Annotated in this window: 16 protein-coding genes; 6 read left to right on the top strand and 10 right to left on the bottom strand. The window is 73.5% G+C overall.

Annotated elements, in window-relative coordinates:
- Positions 1 to 40: 40 nt before the first annotated feature.
- Complete coding sequence (locus JE024_RS05260; RefSeq protein WP_372449770.1) at positions 41 to 508, bottom strand: hypothetical protein; 468 nt, start codon at positions 506 to 508, stop codon at positions 41 to 43.
- Positions 502 to 972: an ATP-binding protein gene (locus tag JE024_RS05255; RefSeq protein WP_205372459.1), complete on the bottom strand. Its 471-nt coding sequence runs from the start codon at positions 970 to 972 to the stop codon at positions 502 to 504. Before JE024_RS05255 ends, JE024_RS05260 begins: the two co-directional genes overlap by 7 nt.
- 125 nt (positions 973 to 1,097) lie before the next feature.
- Between JE024_RS05255 and JE024_RS05250 the strand changes: the two genes are divergently transcribed.
- Both JE024_RS05250 and JE024_RS05245 read left to right on the top strand, forming a co-directional pair.
- The gene (locus JE024_RS05250; protein ID WP_205372458.1) at positions 1,098 to 1,958 is read left to right on the top strand and encodes a Sco1979 family transcriptional regulator; all 861 of its coding nucleotides are present in this window, start codon (positions 1,098 to 1,100) and stop codon (positions 1,956 to 1,958) included.
- Positions 1,959 to 2,195, top strand: a complete 237-nt coding sequence (locus tag JE024_RS05245; protein WP_205372457.1) for a DUF397 domain-containing protein — start codon at positions 1,959 to 1,961, stop codon at positions 2,193 to 2,195.
- A 243-nt stretch (positions 2,196 to 2,438) separates the two neighbouring features.
- Here JE024_RS05245 and JE024_RS05240 read toward each other — a convergent pair whose 3' ends face one another.
- The 3 genes from JE024_RS05240 to JE024_RS05230 all read right to left on the bottom strand — a co-directional run bounded on the left by JE024_RS05240 (position 2,439) and on the right by JE024_RS05230 (position 5,669).
- The gene (locus JE024_RS05240) at positions 2,439 to 3,611 is read right to left on the bottom strand and encodes an anhydro-N-acetylmuramic acid kinase (RefSeq protein WP_205372456.1); all 1,173 of its coding nucleotides are present in this window, start codon (positions 3,609 to 3,611) and stop codon (positions 2,439 to 2,441) included.
- Entirely contained in the window at positions 3,608 to 4,900 is a 1,293-nt protein-coding gene (locus JE024_RS05235) for an MFS transporter (protein ID WP_205372455.1), read from the bottom strand. Before JE024_RS05235 ends, JE024_RS05240 begins: the two co-directional genes overlap by 4 nt.
- Positions 4,901 to 5,069: 169 nt before the next feature.
- The gene (locus tag JE024_RS05230; protein WP_205372454.1) at positions 5,070 to 5,669 is read right to left on the bottom strand and encodes an NADPH-dependent FMN reductase; all 600 of its coding nucleotides are present in this window, start codon (positions 5,667 to 5,669) and stop codon (positions 5,070 to 5,072) included.
- Between the two features lie 154 nt (positions 5,670 to 5,823).
- Between JE024_RS05230 and JE024_RS05225 the strand changes: the two genes are divergently transcribed.
- Positions 5,824 to 6,678, top strand: a complete 855-nt coding sequence (locus JE024_RS05225) for a helix-turn-helix domain-containing protein (RefSeq protein WP_205372453.1) — start codon at positions 5,824 to 5,826, stop codon at positions 6,676 to 6,678.
- Positions 6,679 to 6,737: 59 nt separating this feature from the next.
- Here JE024_RS05225 and JE024_RS05220 read toward each other — a convergent pair whose 3' ends face one another.
- Complete coding sequence (locus JE024_RS05220) at positions 6,738 to 8,084, bottom strand: 6-phospho-beta-glucosidase (RefSeq protein WP_205372452.1); 1,347 nt, start codon at positions 8,082 to 8,084, stop codon at positions 6,738 to 6,740.
- A gap of 96 nt (positions 8,085 to 8,180) precedes the next feature.
- On the opposite strand from JE024_RS05220, the gene JE024_RS05215 reads away from it, so the two are divergent.
- Complete coding sequence (locus JE024_RS05215) at positions 8,181 to 8,612, top strand: YchJ family protein (protein WP_205372451.1); 432 nt, start codon at positions 8,181 to 8,183, stop codon at positions 8,610 to 8,612.
- Positions 8,613 to 8,730: 118 nt separating this feature from the next.
- On the opposite strand, the gene JE024_RS05210 is transcribed toward JE024_RS05215, so the two are convergent.
- The 4 genes from JE024_RS05210 to JE024_RS05195 form a co-directional block, all read right to left on the bottom strand.
- Positions 8,731 to 9,948: an acyl-CoA dehydrogenase family protein gene (locus JE024_RS05210; RefSeq protein ID WP_205372450.1), complete on the bottom strand. Its 1,218-nt coding sequence runs from the start codon at positions 9,946 to 9,948 to the stop codon at positions 8,731 to 8,733.
- A gap of 5 nt (positions 9,949 to 9,953) precedes the next feature.
- Entirely contained in the window at positions 9,954 to 10,415 is a 462-nt protein-coding gene (locus JE024_RS05205; RefSeq protein WP_205372449.1) for an SCP2 sterol-binding domain-containing protein, read from the bottom strand.
- 243 nt (positions 10,416 to 10,658) lie between these two features.
- Entirely contained in the window at positions 10,659 to 10,916 is a 258-nt protein-coding gene (locus JE024_RS05200; RefSeq protein ID WP_205372448.1) for a hypothetical protein, read from the bottom strand.
- Positions 10,917 to 11,239: 323 nt separating this feature from the next.
- The gene (locus tag JE024_RS05195; RefSeq protein WP_205372447.1) at positions 11,240 to 12,454 is read right to left on the bottom strand and encodes a PucR family transcriptional regulator; all 1,215 of its coding nucleotides are present in this window, start codon (positions 12,452 to 12,454) and stop codon (positions 11,240 to 11,242) included.
- A gap of 500 nt (positions 12,455 to 12,954) precedes the next feature.
- On the opposite strand from JE024_RS05195, the gene JE024_RS05190 reads away from it, so the two are divergent.
- Both JE024_RS05190 and JE024_RS05185 read left to right on the top strand, forming a co-directional pair.
- A complete protein-coding gene (locus tag JE024_RS05190) occupies positions 12,955 to 13,545 on the top strand; it encodes a hypothetical protein (protein WP_205372446.1) in 591 nt (196 codons plus the stop codon).
- A gap of 131 nt (positions 13,546 to 13,676) precedes the next feature.
- Positions 13,677 to 15,185 (top strand): DUF6801 domain-containing protein, encoded by a 1,509-nt coding sequence (locus tag JE024_RS05185; RefSeq protein WP_205376769.1) that lies wholly within the window; start codon positions 13,677 to 13,679, stop codon positions 15,183 to 15,185.
- Positions 15,186 to 15,263: the final 78 nt, after the last annotated feature.

Raw genomic sequence — 15,263 nt, 5'->3', positions numbered from 1 at the left:
CCCGGCACCGGGCGGGCGCCGGTGGATCCCGTCGCCGCGGTCACGGGCGGGAGGTGCCCGCGGCCGCCGGCCAGCGGGGCGCGACGCCGGTGAGCTGGCAGGTCATCAGGTACAGCGGGATCGGGGGCGTGTAGGGGCTGTCGCCCTCGGGGAGGCGGATCAGCCGGGGCCGGACGGCGGGCACCAGGGCGTCGCGCGCGTACTGGGCGGGCAGCGGCCACTGGAGGCCGAGATCGGAGCCCGCGGGCACGATCCACCACCACCATCCGCCGTCGGCGAAGACACAGCCGCCGCGCGGCAGCCGGCCGGCCAGGCGCATCCCGAAGCGGGCCGGGACGCCGACGGCGTCGTGGCCGAGCGTGGCCGGCAGGGTGGCGGGCAGGCGGAGTCGGGTGAGCCGGGACTCCGGGCGGTGGCACCGCAGGACGAGGCCGCCGGCCGGGGCCGGGGGTTCGGCGCCCTGTTCCCCGGTGCGCCCGGCGAGCAGGGCCGACAGCCCTCTCAGCACGACCACACCGTCTCGAACGGCGCGTCACCGAGGGCGAGTTCGGACCAGACCACCCGGCCGTGGCCGTGCTCGCAGTCGTGCGTGCCCCAGGCGGCGCTGAGGGTCTCGACGAGCAGCAGCCCCCGGCCGCGCTCCTCCTCGATCCCGTAGCAGACGCGCGGCCCGGTGGGCGCGGTGCCCTGGTCGTGCACGGTGATGCGCAACTGCTTCTCGGTGAGGCGCAGTTGGCAGGAGACGAGATGGCCCCCGGTGTGCACGACCGCGTTGGTGACCAGTTCCGAGACGACCAGCAGCGCGGTGTCGTGGACGTCGCCGTGGATGCCCCACAGGTCCAGCCGCTCGCTCACCTGCCGTCTCGCACGGGAGACGGATTCGACGCGGGCAGGCACCTCGAAGCCGTACCGGGAAGCGTCGACGGCCGGACTCGCGTCCAGGAGGGGGGTGGTGAGCGCGTCACGGTTCACATCACAAGTCTCACCTGCACCGGCCACCTTGGCAAGACCCACTATGAAAAATGCAGAGTGGGCATATTCATTGACGGATCGCCATGGCACACTTCTCGCAACAGAGCACGTGGGGAGGTAGCGAAGTGAGCGAACCGCGGTCCGCCCCCACCGTGGGCCAGGTGGTCCTCGGCCGGCGTCTGCAGGATCTCCGGGAGCGCGCCGGTCTCAAGCGCGAGGAAGCGGCCAAGGTGCTGCGGGTCGCGGCGGGCACCATCCGCCGCATGGAGACCGCCGAGGTCGCTCTGAAGATCCCCTACGTCCAGCTGCTGCTCGGCGCCTACGGCATCGGCGAGGACGAGGCCCGCGGATTCGTCGAGCTGGCCGAGGAGGCCAACAGGCCCGGCTGGTGGCAGCGGTTCCACGACGTGCTGCCGAACTGGTTCAGCATGTACGTCAGCCTGGAGGGAGCGGCCGGCCTCATCCGTGCGTATGAACCGCAGTTCGTCCCCGGTCTGCTCCAGACGGAGGACTACGCGCGGGCCATCATGCTGGGCGGCGCCATCGGCCACACCGACCCGGACGAGATCGAGCGGCACGTCGCCCTGCGCATGGAGCGCCAGGAGCTGCTCGCCCGCCCGGACGCCCCCAGGCTCTGGGTGATCATGGACGAGACGGTGCTCCGCAGGCCCGTCGGCGGCCCCGGTGTGATGCGTGCGCAGGTCGAGAAGCTGCTCGACGCCGCCCGGCTGCCCCATGTGACCCTCCAGATCGCCGAGTTCGCGAGCGGGCACCACCCGGGCACCTACGGGCCGTTCGTGCTGTTCCGGTTCTCGGTCCCCGAGCTGCCGGACATGGTCTACAGCGAGTACCTGACCGGCGCCGTCTACCTGGACGCGCGCCCCGAGGTCGCCACCCATCTGGAGGTGATGGACCGCATGGCGGCACAGGCCGCGACGGCACAACGCACGAAGGAGATTCTGGATGAACTCCGCAGGGAGCTGTGAATGAATCGCATATACAACGGGATGCCCGCCGCCGAGCTGGGCGAGGACGGCTGGCAGAAACCCTGGAGCGGTGGCAACGGAGGGAACTGCGTCGAGACGATGAAGCTCGCCGACGGCCGTGTCGCCATCCGTCAGTCCGCCGACCCGGACGGGCCGGCGCTGATCTACACCACCGGTGAGATCGCCGCCTTCATCCAAGGAGCGAAGTCGGGCAAGGCGGACTTCCTCGTCGGCTGACGTGTTGCCGCGGGGGCAGCAGCGTCATCGTCCGTCACCCATCACCGCACGCGTCGGGCTGTCCGCGTACGGCCGCCCACCCATGCGCGCGCAGGGCGGGTTCGTCTGTCGTGCCCTTCTCTTCCGGGGCACGCCGGACGGACACCGCCGCAGGGGCGGACACCGGCACACACCGCGGTGACGGAGATGGCCGCCGGTGCACTTCTGTGACCGGTGTGACCAACGCACAGTGTACGCGCACCATCAACGCATAGTAAAGCTCAGGCTGTTGATGTCTCCGGGCATCGCGGCGGGCAGGCGCAGCGGCCCTCGGCCGGGTGTCAGCGAGCCCAGGATCCGCGCCCCCCGGGCGCCGGTGCACGACGGCAGGGTGCCCGCCACTCCGTGCGCCGTCAGGAAGCCCAGCACGGCGAAGGCGAGCGCCTCCTTCGCCGCGGCCGGCAGGCCCAGCGTGTCCGAGGTGACCAGGGCCGTGCCGCCCAGCTCGGCGCGGAGCATGCCCATGAGCACCGGGTTGCGGGTGCCGCCGCCGGAGGCGATCACCTCGGCCGCCCCCAGCGGCCGCACGGCGGCGGCGACGGTCCGCGCGGTCAGTGCGGTGAGCGTCGCCAGCAGGTCGGCGGGGGCGACCGGGCCCACGCCCTCCAGCGCCCGGTGCACATGGCCGATGTGGAACAGCTCCTTGCCCGTCGTCCTCGGCGGCGGCAGCCGGTAGTACGGATCGCCCGACAGCCGTGCCAGCAGCGGTTCGTGCACCCGCCCCGCCGCCGCGAGCGCCCCGTCCTCGTCGTACGTCCGCCGCCCGCCGGTCAGTTCGGTGACCGCAGCGTCCATCAGCGCGTTCCCCGGCCCGGTGTCGAAGGCCACCGGCTCGCCCGCGGCGGGCACGGCCGTGAGATTCGCGATGCCGCCCAGATTCAGCGCCACCGACACCCCGGGCCTGCTCCGCAGCCACAGCACGTCCACCAGGCTCACCAGCGGCGCCCCCTGCCCGCCCGCCGCGACGTCGCGCGGCCGGAAACCGGAGACCACGGGCAGCCCCGTCGCCTCCGCGATCCAGGCGGGCTCGCCGAGCTGGAGGGTGCCGAACACCCGTCCCTCCTCCGCCCAGTGGTGGACCGTCTGGCCGTGGGACGCGATCAGCTCCGCACGCCCTGCGCACAGCTCGTCCACCGCGCGCACCGCCACCGCGGCGAAGGCCCGCCCGATCCCCGTGTCGAGCCGGCAGACGTCGCCGAGGCTCGTGCGCGCGGGCGGCAGCGCGCCCGCCAGCAGCGCCCGCAGCCCGTCGTCCCAGGGCGCGCTGACCAGGCCCAGCGGGGTCACCCGCAGGGCGCCGCCGTCCGCCGTGATGTCGGCCGCCGCGGCGTCCACCGCGTCGTACGACGTGCCCGACATCAGGCCCACGACCCTCATGACATCGGCCTTCGATGGTCGTCCGGGCGCAGCGTCAGCAGCGCGAGCACGCTCACCGCGCAGGTGGCGGCGGCGTAGTAGGCGGGGACGTCCACGTCGCCGGTCCGCTCGACCAGCTCCGTGACGATCAGCCCGGCGCATCCCGAGAACACCGCGTTGGAGAGCGCGTAGGCGAGGCCGAGGCCCGTGTATCTGACCCGGGTCGGGAACATCTCCGCGAGCATCGCGGGACCCGGGCCCGCGAGCAGGCCCACCACCGCGCCCGCGCCGAACACCGCGAGCCCCTTCAGCGCGGCCGGGGCGCCCGGATCCTGCAACACGTCGATCAGCGGCAGCGACACCACGACCACCAGCACCGCGCCGGTGACCATCACCGCCCTGCGGCCGACCCGGTCGCTGAGCGCGCCCGCCGGGACGATGGAGGCGGCGAACCCGAGGTTGGCCAGGACGGTGGCGATCAGCGCCTGGCGGAAGGAGGCGTTCAGCGCCGACTGGAGGTAGGACGGCAGCACCACGAGGAAGGTGTAGCCCGCGGCGGCCCAGCCCATGATCCGCCCCGCGCCGAGCAGGATCGCCCGCACCAGTTCGCCCGCCGGGGGAGCCGGCTCGGCCCGGGCGGCCGCCCGCGTGAAGCCGGGCGTCTCCTCCAGCCGCAGTCGCAGCCACAGCGCGACCGCCCCCAGCGGCAGGGTCAGCAGGAACGGCACCCGCCAGCCCCAGTCGTTCAGCGCGGCCTCCGTCAGCACGGTCGCCAGCAGCGCCGCCACCCCCGCGCCGCCGAGCAGGCCGAGCGCGACGGTGAACGACTGCCACGAGCCGTAGAGGCCGCGCCGCCCGGGCGGCGCGAACTCCGTCATCAGCGCCACCGCTCCGCCGAACTCGCCGCCCGCCGAGAGCCCCTGCACGATCCGCAGCAGCGTCAGCAGCCACGGCGCGAGCGCGCCCGCGGTGGCGTAGGTCGGCAGCAGGCCGATGGCCGTGGTGGCCAGGGTCATCACCGAGACGACCAGGATCAGCGTCGGCCTGCGCCCGATCCGGTCCCCGAGCCGCCCGAACAGCGCCGCCCCCACCGGCCGGAAGAAGAACGCCAGGGCGAACGAGGCGTACGTCTTCACCAGGGCCTCGGCGTCGCCGCCGCCCTCGGGGGTGAAGAAGTTCGCGGCGATGACGGTCGCGAAGTACCCGTAGACGCCGAACTCGTACCACTCCACGAAGTTGCCGACCGATCCGGCGACCAGGGCGCGGCGTGAACGGACGGGCGGCACGGCCCGGTCGGCGGAGGTCGTCATTCCTCTTCCATGCCCGGACCGGCACCGGGCGAAGCCCCGCCTTCCCCTGCGGACCGGCACCGGGCGAAGCCCCGCCTTCCCCTGCGGACCGGCACCGGGCGAAGCCCCGCCTTCCCCGGCGGATCGGTACCGGGCGAAGCACCGGCTCCACCCGCCCGCGCCCCGGGGGTCAGGCGGTGAACGGACGGGCCCGGCGCCCCTCGGACAGGGCGGCCGCCCACCACTGTAGGCTGTCCAGCATCACCTTCGCGGCGCCCGCCGGCTCCTCCGGCTCCCGCAGGGTGCCGTCGGGGGCGAAGAGCTGGTAGTAGCGGGGGAAGGAGACGCAGTCCCGGACGGTGTGCGCGTGCAGCTCGCCCAGTACCTGACGCAACTGCTCGATGGCCAGCAGCCCTCCGCTGCCGCCGCTGTAGCCGACGAACCCGACCGGCTTCGCCTGCCACTCGGTGAAGTGCCAGTCGATCGCCGCCTTGAGGGAGGCCGGGAAGGACCGGTTGTACTCCGGCGTCACGACGACGAAGGCGTCGGCCGCGGACAGCCGCTCGGTGAGGTGCGCCATCGAGGCCGGGCGGTCCATGTCCGGCCGCACCGCGGGCGGCACCGGGGGAAGCTCCAGCGGCAGCGGGGTGTCGGCCAGATCGACCACGTCGACGGTGAAGCGGCCGTGCTCCCGGGCCCGGGCCGCGAACCACTCGGCGACCACGGGCCCGAACCGGCCCTCGCGGACGCTGCCGATGACGACGGCGAGGCGGAGTGTCTGCTGAGACATGGCTGTGCTCCCTGTGCGTGTGTTCCGGTGCGGAGTGCGGCGGACCGCCGCCGCGGACCACACTGCCGCCGGCGGCCGGGGGGCAGGAAGACCGGGCGGAGGCTGGTAGGGGCAGGGCCACGATCCGGCCGCCGGGGGCTGTTACGTTCGGGAGATGAGCGACAACGAGCTGGGCCTGTTCCTGCGCGTCCGGCGCGAGGCGGTCACGCCCGCGGAGGTGGGCCTGCCCGCCGGACCGCGCCGCCGCACGCCCGGCCTGCGCCGCTCCGAACTGGCCACGCTCGCCGGGGTCAGCGTCGAGTACGTGACCCGGCTCGAACAGGGCCGCGACCGCAGGCCCTCGCCCCAGGTGCTCTCCGCCCTCGCCGACGCCCTGCGCCTCGCGCCCGGCGAACGCGTCCACCTCCACCGGCTCTCCAAGGGCGCGGGCGGCGGCTTCAGCTGCATGGGGGCGGCACCCCCCGGACGCACCGTCCGGCCCGGGGTCCGCGCACTGCTGGAACGCCTGGAACCGGCCCCCGCCGCCGTCGTCAACCGGCTCGGCGAACTGGTCGCCTGGACGGGCGGGTACGAGGCGCTCGCCGGACCGCTGGGCATCCTGGACGACGACCCGCCGAACCTGACGCGCTACGTGTTCACCGACCCCCGCGCCCGGGACGCCTACCCCGACTGGGCCCTGGTCGCCGACGACCAGGTCGCCACCCTGAAGCAGGGCCCGTTCCGGCACGATCCCCATGTGGAGCGGCTGGCCGACGAGTTGACCGTGACCGCGGGCGCGGCCTTCACCGACCGGGTGCGGTCCGTACCGGGCCTGCCGCGGCCGAACGGCGTCGTCCGCGTCGCCCACCCCGAGGCGGGCCCGCTGCGGCTGTCCTACGAGCGGCTCGACCTCCCCGCGGACGACGACCAGTTCCTGCTCGTCCACCTGCCCGCCGACGAGGCGGCCTCCCGGGCGCTGGACCGCCTGGCGGGCCGCCGCCCCGGAGCCCTGCGGGCGGTCACCGCCTGAACCCGCGCGGCACACCCCGGCACCCGGCGGCACACTCCGGCACCCGGCGCGGCCCGGGTTCAGCGTGCGGTGAGGTACGCCAGGCCCGGGTGTCCGGCGCGGTAGCCGTCGACGAGCCGGCGCGCGACACCCACCGAGTCCACCAGCGGATGCAGCGCGAACGCCCGGACCGCCGCCGAGACGGATCCGCTGTCCGCGGCGGTCAGCACCTCCCGCTCCACCGCCTTCACCGCCGTGACCAGGCCGACGGCGTGGAGCGGCAGCGGATCGACGGCGACCGGGTGCGCGCCGTTGGCGTCCACCAGACACGGCACCTCGACGACGGCGTCCGCGTCCAGCACGGAGAGGGTGCCGCGGTTGCGCACGTTGAGGATGAGCGTCGCCCGCTCGTCCCGCGCGATCGCCCGCATCAGCGCGAGCGCCACCTTCTCGTACCCGCCGGACTCCAGGTCCTCGTCCGCGCGTTCGCCCGCGCCCGCGGCCTCCCGGTTGGCGGCCATGTACGTCGCCTCGCGTTCGGCGAGGGTGCGCCGCCAGGTGGCCAGCGCCGGGGTGCCGGTCATGCGCATCGCGTCGTAGAAGCCCGCCTGCTGCGCGCGCAGGAAGGCGCCCCTGGTCCGCTCGGCCTCGCGGTAGGCGCGCACGGTCTCGCGGTTGAAGTAGTAGTAGTGCAGGTACTCGTTGGGGATCGCGCCGAGCGAGCGCAGCCAGTCCGTCCCGAACAGCCTGCCCTCCTCGACCGACGACAGCGCCCGGTCGTCCGCGAGCAGATCGGGCAGCCGGTCCCGGCCGTCCACCCGCAGCCCGCGCAGCCAGCCGAGGTGGTTGAGGCCCACGTAGTCGATCCACGCGGTCGCCGGGTCCGCGCCGAGCACCCGCGCCACGCGCCGCCCGAGGCCCACCGGGGAGTCGCAGATCCCGATGACCCGGTCGCCCAGCACCCGGCTCATCGCCTCGGTCACCAGCCCGGCGGGGTTGGTGAAGTTGATGACCCAGGCGTCGGGGGCGAGGCGGGCGACGCGCCGGGCGACGTCCATGGCGACGGGGACCGTGCGCAGCCCGTACGCCACCCCGCCCGCGCCGACCGTCTCCTGGCCGAGCACCCCCTCGTCCAGCGCGATCCGCTCGTCGGCGGCCCGGCCCTCCAGGCCGCCGACCCGGATCGCCGAGAAGACGAAGTCGGCGTGGAGCACCGCCTCGTCGAGATCCGTGGTCACCCGGACGCGGGGGGCCGCGGGAGAGTCCCCCGCCTGTTCGGCGAGCACCCGGGCGACGGCGTCCAGGCGCCGGGGGTCGGTGTCGTGCAGCGTCACCTCGGTGACCCTGCCCTCGCCGTGATCGGCGAGCAGCGCTCCGTACACGAGAGGCACCCGGAATCCGCCACCGCCGAGAATCGTGAGCTTCATGCCCGTACGGTACGTGGCGCCACCGCGCGTCCGGCCCGGCTCGCGCGGGCGGGGCCGCGGGTGGGGCGAGGCGGCCGATGGCGGGAAGATGGAGCCATGGCACCTCGCATCAAGCGCCCCGGCCGCGCGGCCCCCGCCGCCCTCACGGCGGAGTCCCCCTGTCCCTGCGGCCTGCCCGCCGCCTTCGGGGAGTGCTGCGGGCGCTTCCACAGCGGCGAGGAGGCGGCCCCCACGGCGGAGCTGCTGATGCGTTCCCGGTACAGCGCCTTCGTCGCGCGGGACGCCGCGTATCTGCTGCGCACCTGGCACTCGTCGACCCGGCCGCCCCACCTCGAACTCGACGAGGCGATGCGCTGGTCCGGGCTGGAGATCACGGACACCACCGACGGGAGCGCCTTCCATCCGCGCGGCACCGTCACCTTCCGCGCCCGCTACCGCCACCACGGCCAGCGCGGTGAACTCCACGAGCGCAGCGAGTTCGCCCGCGAGGGCGGGGGGTGGGTGTACGTCGACGGGGAGTTCCTGTGAGGGGTGCCCGCCGGGGCTCGGTCGGGCCCCCGCGGGCCGGTGGTCGTGCGCACCCCCGCTGCGCGCGGGTGTCCTCAATCGCCGGACGGGCTGGGTTTCCCGCCCGCCCCAGGGCACCTCAGCGGATGTGCCGCCCCGTGATCGCCCGGGCGATCACCAGCCGCTGGATCTCGCTCGTGCCCTCGAAGATCGTGTAGATCTTGCTGTCGCGGTACATCCGCTCCACCGGGTGCTCGCGGCTGTACCCCGCGCCCCCCAGGATCTGCACGGCCTTCTCCGTCGCGCTGACGGCCAGCTCGCCGGCCCGGAGCTTGGCCATCGACCCCTGCGCGGCGTCGAAGGTCTTCCCGCTCCGCGCCATCCACGCGGCCTGCCAGATGAGCAGCCGCACCGCCTCGATCTCGGTGCGCAGATCGGCGAGGGCGAAGGCGATCGACTGGTTCTCGACGATCGGGCGGCCGAAGGCCTCGCGCTGCCCGGCGTAGTCGAGCGCGTACTCGTAGGCGGCACGCGCGATGCCGAGGGCCTGGGCGCCGACGGTGGGCCGGCTCACCTCGAAGGTCGCCATCGCGGCCTGGCCCTTGGCCCCGGTGCCCTCGCGGGCGCGGGCGAGCCGGGCGTCCAGCTTCTCCTTTCCGCCGAGCAGGCAGCTGCCGGGCACCCGTACGTCGTCCAGGAAGACCTCCGCGGTGTGCGAGGCCCGCAGGCCCAGCTTCCGGATCTTCTTGCCGCCCTCCAGTCCGGCCGTGCCGGGCGGGACGATGAACGCGGCCTGGCCGCGCGCGCCGAGCGCGCCGTCGACGGAGGCGACGACGACATGGACGTCGGCGATGCCGCCGTTGGTGATCCACGCCTTCTGTCCGTTGAGGACCCACGTGTCGCCCGCCTCGTCGTAGCGGGCGCGGGTGCGCATCCCGGAGACGTCGGAGCCGGCGCCCGGCTCGGAGACGCAGAACGCGGCGAGCTTCGGGTCGGACGCGTCGCCGAAGCACTGGGGGACCCATTCGGCGAGCTGGTCGGGGGTGCCGGAGGCGAAGATCCCGGCGACCGCGAGCGAGGTGCCGAAGAGCGCCATGCCGATGCCCGCGTCGCCCCAGAAGAGCTCCTCGTTGGCGATCTGGAGGGAGAGCCCGGTGGGGTCGCCGTACATGTCGGCAAGGGACTCGAAGCCGTAGAGGCCGATCGCGGCGGCCTCGCGGATGACCGGCCAGGGCGTCTCCTCGCGCTCGTCCCATTCGGCGGCGGCGGGGCGTACGACCTCGGCGGCGAAGCCGTGCACCCAGTCGCGCAGGTCGCGCTGCTCCTCGGTGAGCTGGAGGGAGAAGAAGGACGGCATGGCGATCAGGCCTTCGGGATGTCGAAGTAGCGGGTGAGGCCGGAGGCGGTGACGACGTCACCGCTCACCCGGAGCCTGCGCATCATGAACATGGTCACCGGATTGGCGTTGCCGGAGACCAGCCTGAGGAACTCGGCGTCGCCCATCACCAGGGTGGTGCGCGGCTCCCGGTCGGAGCGGCCCTCGGTGATGGTGCAGGTGCCGCCGGCGATGGCGGTCTCGAAGACCACCTCGCTCCCGCCGGTGATCTTCCACCGGATCAGGACGTCCTGGTCCCCGGCCGCCTCGGGGCGGAACTGCTGGTTCATCCGGCCGAACACCTCGCGGAGCACGCGCATCCGCAGATCGCCGCGCATGGTCTCGTCGATCTGGCCGGCGCTCAGGCCCTTGACGATCTTCGCGAATTCCTCGGGGGAGACCGTGGAGAAGTCGAGGCTGCCCAGGTCACCGCTGATGTTGTCCGCCACGCCGCTTCCTTACTCCGAAGTAAACTTACTTCTGAGTAAGGTAGGGCAGCGCGCCGCCCCCGGCAAGAGGCGAGGGGTGGCCCGGTCCGCGAGCGCGGCACCGCCCGGGCCGGGCGCGCGGGGTGGCCCCCCGTGAGGGGAGCGCGAGGCGGCCCGGACCGGGGGCGGGCATGACGGAAGAGGCCGCCCCCGGTGGGGGCGGCCTCTTCGGTGCGGTCTGCGGCTGTCGTGCGCCGGGTGCGGTCAGCGCTTCCGGTCGGGCCGGACGGTCAGGCCCGGGTTGTACGCCGCGAGCACCTTGTTGGCCCGTGCCAGCGCGGAGAGCGCGTGCTCGCGGTCCGCCCGGTCCTCCGTGCACAGCGGACCCCGGAAGCGGTGCACCTCGCGGGCCGCGCACTCCGCCTCGATCTCGGCGTGCAGGACGTGCGTGGGCATGCAGGAGCCGATCATCACGGCCACCCGGTCGGGGATCGGTACCGGGACGAGGTTGGAGGCGGTCACGTCGAGTCCTTGTCTGCTTTCTGCGTCGGGGGCCGTCGGTCGGCCGGCCCCCATCCCTCCAGGACTCCGGAACGGGTCTCCGGGTTCCGCGAAGGGGCGTCTTCGTCAGGCGGCGGATGCGGTCGGCACCGTCGCCTCCGGTCACGCGGGAATCCGCTGGATCATGGTCCGGCGGGAGGTGCGCGCCGCTCCGCTCGCCGGCCCCCGCCCCCGCCGCACCGCCGACAAACCTTACGCGAACACGGACACCGCGCCGACCCGCTCGTGCGGGGACGCAAACGTGACGATGGTCACGGGCCGCCCCGTGCGGGGCGGCGCGCAGCTCAGCGCCGTGCCTTCTGGCGGCGGTCCTGGAGATGGAGGGCGCGCAGCACGCTCTCGGTCGCGAAGCGGCGCTCGGGGTCGGTGAGCTGGGAGCCGAAGATGGCCTCCAGGCTGCGCAGCCGGTAGCGGACGGTCTGCGGGTGGACGTCCAGCAGCTCGCCCATCTGCGCGGCCGTCCCCCGGGTGTCCAGCCAGGTGCGCAGGGTCTCGATGAGCCGGCCGCGGCGGGTGGCGGTGAGCCGGGAGAGCGGGGCGAGCTCGCGGCGGGCGAGCTGGTCGAGCAGCGCGGTGTCGGAGAGCAGCCACAGGGTCAGCATGTGGTCCGCACAGAAGAGGAGGGGGGTGTCGTCGACGACACCCGTGTCGGCGAGATCCAGGAGGCGGCGGGCCCAGCGGATGGAATCGGCCGCTCCCGAGGTCGGCACGGTCAGCCCCACGGCCGCGCGTACGCCGGTCAGCGCGGCCATGAGGCGCTCTCTTCGCGCGTCGTCGACGGGGCCGGGCACGAGTAAGTGCGGGTGGGGGCCGCCGAGGTCGGTGAGGACATCGTTGTCGAGATCGATTCCGGCCAATTCCGCTGACGGGCGGACGGCGACCAGGGTCACCTCGTCGGGCATCGGCCAGCCCGCCTGCTCGGAGAGTTCGGCCATGGCCGTACGCGGTACGGGCGGGCCCGCCATGATCAGGTGCAGCAGCCGGCGGCGGAGCGTCTCGTCGTGTTCGACGGCCTTGGTCTGCACCTCCAGGTAGCCCTCGCGGGTGAGCGCCTCGATCTCGTCGACGTAGGCGAACAGCGCGTCGGCGAAGCTCAGCATCAGGGTGGGGGAGAGGTTGTAGCGCCTGCCGATCCGCTTCGCCCGGCGCAGCGCCACCCGGGCGCCCAGCCGGTAGGCCCCCTGGAGCGACTCCAGGCTGCGCCCCTCGTACGCCTCGAACCGGCCGAACCTGCGCAGCATCTCGTCGCGCAGCGGGGAGGGCATCGACGGCGAGGCGACCTGCTCGACGAAGACCGAGATGTTCTGCTCGACGCCCACCTGGATCGCCTTCCCGTACGGGCCGCTCAGCAGCCGTGCGTACTCGGGGTAGGCGCGGGAGACCTCGATGCCGATTTCCTGGATGAGGCTGGGCAGTTCGGGCCGGATGATCGCGGCGAACTCCTGCGGCAGCGGCGCCAGCGGCTCGCCCGCGTCGGACGGGCGGGTCGTTCTCGGCATGGTTCTCCCCTCGTGGTCCGGGTGGCCGGGTGGTCCGTCGGTGTCCGTGAGGGGTGGGGGAAGCGCTCCCACGGACCTGGTGCGACTCGGGTGGCTGGCGACGTCGTTGATCCATGAACATAGACCAGCGGGACGTGCCTGCACAGGAGTTGGGACATGGTGACATGACTTGGTCCGATACCTGTCGGCGAGAGCGGCCGACGGGGGTCCGCTACGGCGCGGTTGCTCACTTCGCGACAAGAATCCGCAGGCGCCCCCTCGCGTCGCGACAAGAAAATACCCGCTGGTAGCAGCGGTGCGGGAATCTCCCGAACCAGTATTGCGCGGGGGGTTACTCGCTCGTAACGTCACTCCCGCAAGTCGCACGACCGGGTGGCCGAAAGAATTCGACCCGCGTTCCATCGCACTGAGCGTTCCAAGAAAGAGCCGCAACCGCTTTTCGGGCTGTGCGGCCGAAAAGCGATCCCCAGGTACGCCAATCCCCTGAAGGGAACACACCCGTGCGCCGATTCACCAGAAACGCTGCTGTCGCCGCGGCCGCCGCCGTGGCCGCCCTCGGACTCACCGTCACCCAGGCGTCCGCCACCTCGCTGGACACCTGGACCGTGACGCCGGGCGGCAGCTTCACCGCCACCGCGACCAACCCCACGCTGACCGTGCCGGCCGCCACGCTGGAGTGTGCGTCCTCCAGCGCCTCCGGCACCCTGGACACCGGATCCGGCAACCCCGGCGCCGGCATCGGCACCATCACCACCCTGTCGTTCACCGACTGCTCGGTCATCGGCATCGACTTCGACGTGACCACCGCGGGCAGCATGCCGCTGAACGTCAACGGCGTCAGCAGTGTCGCCAACGCCGTGGACGGCTCGATCACCAACATCGACGCCCACGTCGAGGGCACCGCGTGCTCGGCCGACTTCACCGGACAGGTGACCGGCTACTACAAGAACGACACCAAGCAGCTCGTCATCAACGACGGCAACCTCACCGCCTCCAACGCCGACTGCCTGGGCGTCATCAACGACGACGACCCGGCGCTCTACGAGGCGGTCTACGCGGTCAGCGGCGGACACACCATCACCCTCGACTGACCGCCCCGCACCACGCACCACGCACCACAGGACGGACGGCGGGCCCCGTGACCGGGATCCAGGACACGGGGCCCGCCGCACCACGCCGTACAGGGAGGGGAGCCAATGGGTCTGCGGAGAGGGAGGGCCTCATGACCGCCCGGCGTCATCTGAGGGCCGCCGCGATCGGGGCCGCGGGGCTCGTGGCGGGGCTGCTCGTCGGTCCCGGCTCGTCCGCCCAGGCGCGCGACGCCGACGTGGAACTCGCCTACGACTGCGACTTCACCTCCGGCGAGCACCCCGTGCGGATCCACGTCACCGGCGCCTACCCGGACGCCGGCACCGTCGGCAGGCCCGTGCAGCCCGGCCGGGTGACCGCCCGGGTCACGCTCCCGCCCGCCGCCCTCGAAGGACTGCTGCCCGACGGCACGTCGGAACTGGCCGGCACGGTGTCGCTCACCGCCCTGGTGACACAGGGCACCCGGTCCGCGGAGGCCGTCTGGACACTCGGCGCCCCCGCCGTCCCCGTCGGAGACGACCCCGATGGCCTCACCCTGGAACACACCGGCGAGGTCCCCTCCGTCACCGCGACCGCACCCGGGGAGCTGCGGATCGCCGCCGGAGCCGTCGGCCTGCGGCTGCGCCCCGTCACCGGGGGAGAGCTGTCGGGGCAGGAGCTGCCGGCCGTGGACTGCGCGCCCGCGGACGGCCAGGACACCCTGCTCGCCACCGTGCCCGTGACCGGCCGCACCGCCCCCTCCCTGCCCGCCGACCCCTCGCCCACCCCCGGCGAGCCCGGCGACGGCGCGAGCGAGGACCCGGGCGACGGGGGCCGGGACGGCATCGCCGTCGAACAGCCGCCCGCGGCCCCTCCCACCCAGTGCCCGGCCGAGCCGCCGGCCGACGGCCTGGACGAGGACTTCGTCATCCAGCCGCCCCCGGGCGACCCGGTGCGGCTGTTCTACCCGCCCGCCGGCGGCAGCCACGGCTGCGCCTTCGCGGTCGGCCTCGCCAACGTGGAGAAGCTCGGCGGCGCGATGATCGTCAACGATCCCGCCGCCACCCCCCAACTGCTCAACGCCCGGGCCGCCGTCCGCACCGCGACCCGGCTGCGCACCCAGCCGGGCGGCGCGTTCACCCGTATCGACTCCTACGGCGAGATGACGCTCCCCGACGCCGAATCCACCTTCCTCACCTTCGGATTCCAGCCGGTGAGCGCGAAGGTCGAGTTCATCACCGGGCCCATCACCATCTCCACCGCGACCGTCGGATCCCCGCCGGACCGGTACAACCTCGCGGTCGCCGGTTTCTACCAGTCGCTCCGGGTCCACGACGTGACGATCAACGGCACCCCGCTCGACGTCGGCGACAACTGCCGCACGGCACGGCCCTTCCCGGTCCGGCTGAACGGCGATTTCCCCGACTACACCAATGTCATCATCGGCGGCCCCCTCCGCGGCACGGTCACCATCCCGGAGTTCACCGGCTGCGGGACCGGCGGCGAGGATCTCGACCAGCTCTTCACCGCGTCCCTGTCGGGCCCGGACAACCTCATCGCCATGAACCAGGGGCGTCTCTGCGTCCCCAGCGGCGGCGGCGTCAACGGCTGCCCGCCGGTGGTCCCCCCGCTCCCCGGCCAGGAGCCCGAAAAGGCTCCCTGACCCGGCACGACCTCCCGGTCCCCCGCGGCCCGGCCCCCTCCGGGCCGCGCGGCGCCCCACGGCCGGCCACCCGCACTA

It is taken from the genome of Streptomyces zhihengii (genome assembly GCF_016919245.1).
GTDB classification, from domain to species: domain Bacteria; phylum Actinomycetota; class Actinomycetes; order Streptomycetales; family Streptomycetaceae; genus Streptomyces; species Streptomyces zhihengii.
Note: the sequence above shows the minus strand (reverse complement) of the source record. Positions and strands in the feature narration are given on the sequence as shown.

Excerpts from the sequence above, each read along its gene's own strand:
- JE024_RS05245 (WP_205372457.1), top strand. The coding sequence starts at position 1,959 with ATGAATCGCATATACAACGGGATGCCCGCCGCCGAGCTGGGCGAGGAC.
- JE024_RS05240 (WP_205372456.1), bottom strand. The coding sequence starts at position 3,611 with ATGAGGGTCGTGGGCCTGATGTCGGGCACGTCGTACGACGCGGTGGAC.
- JE024_RS05235 (WP_205372455.1), bottom strand. The coding sequence starts at position 4,900 with ATGACGACCTCCGCCGACCGGGCCGTGCCGCCCGTCCGTTCACGCCGC.
- JE024_RS05230 (WP_205372454.1), bottom strand. The coding sequence starts at position 5,669 with ATGTCTCAGCAGACACTCCGCCTCGCCGTCGTCATCGGCAGCGTCCGC.
- JE024_RS05225 (WP_205372453.1), top strand. The coding sequence starts at position 5,824 with ATGAGCGACAACGAGCTGGGCCTGTTCCTGCGCGTCCGGCGCGAGGCG.
- JE024_RS05220 (WP_205372452.1), bottom strand. The coding sequence starts at position 8,084 with ATGAAGCTCACGATTCTCGGCGGTGGCGGATTCCGGGTGCCTCTCGTG.
- JE024_RS05215 (WP_205372451.1), top strand. The coding sequence starts at position 8,181 with ATGGCACCTCGCATCAAGCGCCCCGGCCGCGCGGCCCCCGCCGCCCTC.
- JE024_RS05210 (WP_205372450.1), bottom strand. The coding sequence starts at position 9,948 with ATGCCGTCCTTCTTCTCCCTCCAGCTCACCGAGGAGCAGCGCGACCTG.
- JE024_RS05195 (WP_205372447.1), bottom strand. The coding sequence starts at position 12,454 with ATGCCGAGAACGACCCGCCCGTCCGACGCGGGCGAGCCGCTGGCGCCG.
- JE024_RS05185 (WP_205376769.1), top strand. The coding sequence starts at position 13,677 with ATGACCGCCCGGCGTCATCTGAGGGCCGCCGCGATCGGGGCCGCGGGG.